The 1463-nt window shown below is 48.8% G+C and carries 2 protein-coding genes; both read right to left on the bottom strand.

The features are described 5' to 3' along the window. The coding region (locus tag MK185_17700) for a saccharopine dehydrogenase NADP-binding domain-containing protein (GenBank protein ID MCH2042465.1) at positions 1 to 1239 on the bottom strand (1239 nt) is incomplete at its 3' end. Beyond that, positions 1236 to 1463 (bottom strand): hypothetical protein (locus MK185_17695; protein ID MCH2042464.1); only part of this gene is annotated, 228 nt, incomplete at its 5' end. The genes MK185_17700 and MK185_17695, both read right to left, overlap by 4 nt.

Raw genomic sequence — 1463 nt, 5'->3', positions numbered from 1 at the left:
GCCTGCCATCTTGGGATGTGGCCGTTCGATGGTATACCAGTTTTTGCCGTAGTTTCGTAGCTGTTCAACAGCCAGAGGAGCCTGGCTTGCCCAACCGAAATGAATATCCGCTTCGCTAAAATTCTGCTCGGTTGATTCCCTGATAGTCACACCCCGACTGGCCAGAGCATCAATTAATTGTTGATTGGAACTCGCATCCAGCAATTCCGTTGGGTAAACCCCTTGGTATCCCTGTAACTTATTACTAATCCATAAATCAAACGCCGCGCAGGCCATTTGTGCGGTAAAATCATAGGAAGATATGACACCATGCACTATCAGACCATCGTCTAACCGATCATCTGGATAAACAATAAGCGTGGTGTCAGGATCCGCCTTCTTTCTGGTTTTTACCGACTGGCCTCCGGAAAAAAACTTGCGCGCAAAATAGTCTGCTCTCTTCTGACTCAGTTCAAAACGGGACAGCAGTTTAGCGAACCCCTGCGATAAAAACTGAACATGATAACGGCTGTCCAGATTGTTAATGGCGAGCTCATCGGCACAACGATGATTGCTCAATCCGGCAATCTCCGGGGTAGCAAACGGAATCAAATCCAGTGATTTACTTTGGGATGGGAATCGAAAGCGACTATGTTCATCCTTCCAGGGAGTTGGAATAAGAGAACGCCGGCCATCAATAAGTGAGCATACATTTCGCTTGAAGCTGGCTAACATGGCATAAGGCGATGTTTCCCCACCACCGTAGGCAGCCCCCATATAAATGCGGCAGCGATAGTCACCGCTGGGCGAGGCTTTATTCCTTGCCAGCTGAGACAACATAAGCGTGGATAACCCCGGCACAAACCCCATACCGGTCAGAATCAGCCGTCCATGGTCATGTGCCTGATCGTGCAAGGCCAGAATCTGGTCCGCCGCTTCCAGATTGTCATTAATATCAATTGCGTCAACACCCGCCGCTATACAGGCCTGATGCGGTATCGAACCATATTTATCCATCGGGCCGAGAGCAATAATAGCCAGGTCGTAGTCAGCCAGGGCTGCGGCTGATGTGTCTTTATCATTAATATCGAGTTTTACTGCATCAATATTATCTACCGAGGGAAGATGCCTCTGCTCGCGCCGCGCTGCACTGCTGAACCTGATATCAGGGAAGCGGTGGCTTAAATCTGATAGGATACGCCGCCCTGTTTCACCACTGCCTCCAATTACAATGACTCGTTTATCTTTGTAATTGTTCATTTGCTACAACTGCTTATTGGGTGGTTAGTTAAATCAGATGATCTCCGGGGTACGCTGTCTATTTCCATCAACTCCACAACACCGGCGTTTTCCAGACACTCGATAAACTGCTGGTCATCAACGGCTTCGTGCAACATGAACACACCGGGATCAGGGCCATTACCGCCTAATAACAGTTTTGCCGTGATGCCAATGGTTACACCAGTCGCCTGATAAGTATCAGC

The organism is Saccharospirillaceae bacterium (assembly GCA_022448365.1).
In the GTDB taxonomy this organism is placed as follows: Bacteria; Pseudomonadota; Gammaproteobacteria; order Pseudomonadales; family Oceanobacteraceae; genus Bacterioplanoides.
This window is presented reverse-complemented; position numbering and strand designations above follow the sequence as displayed.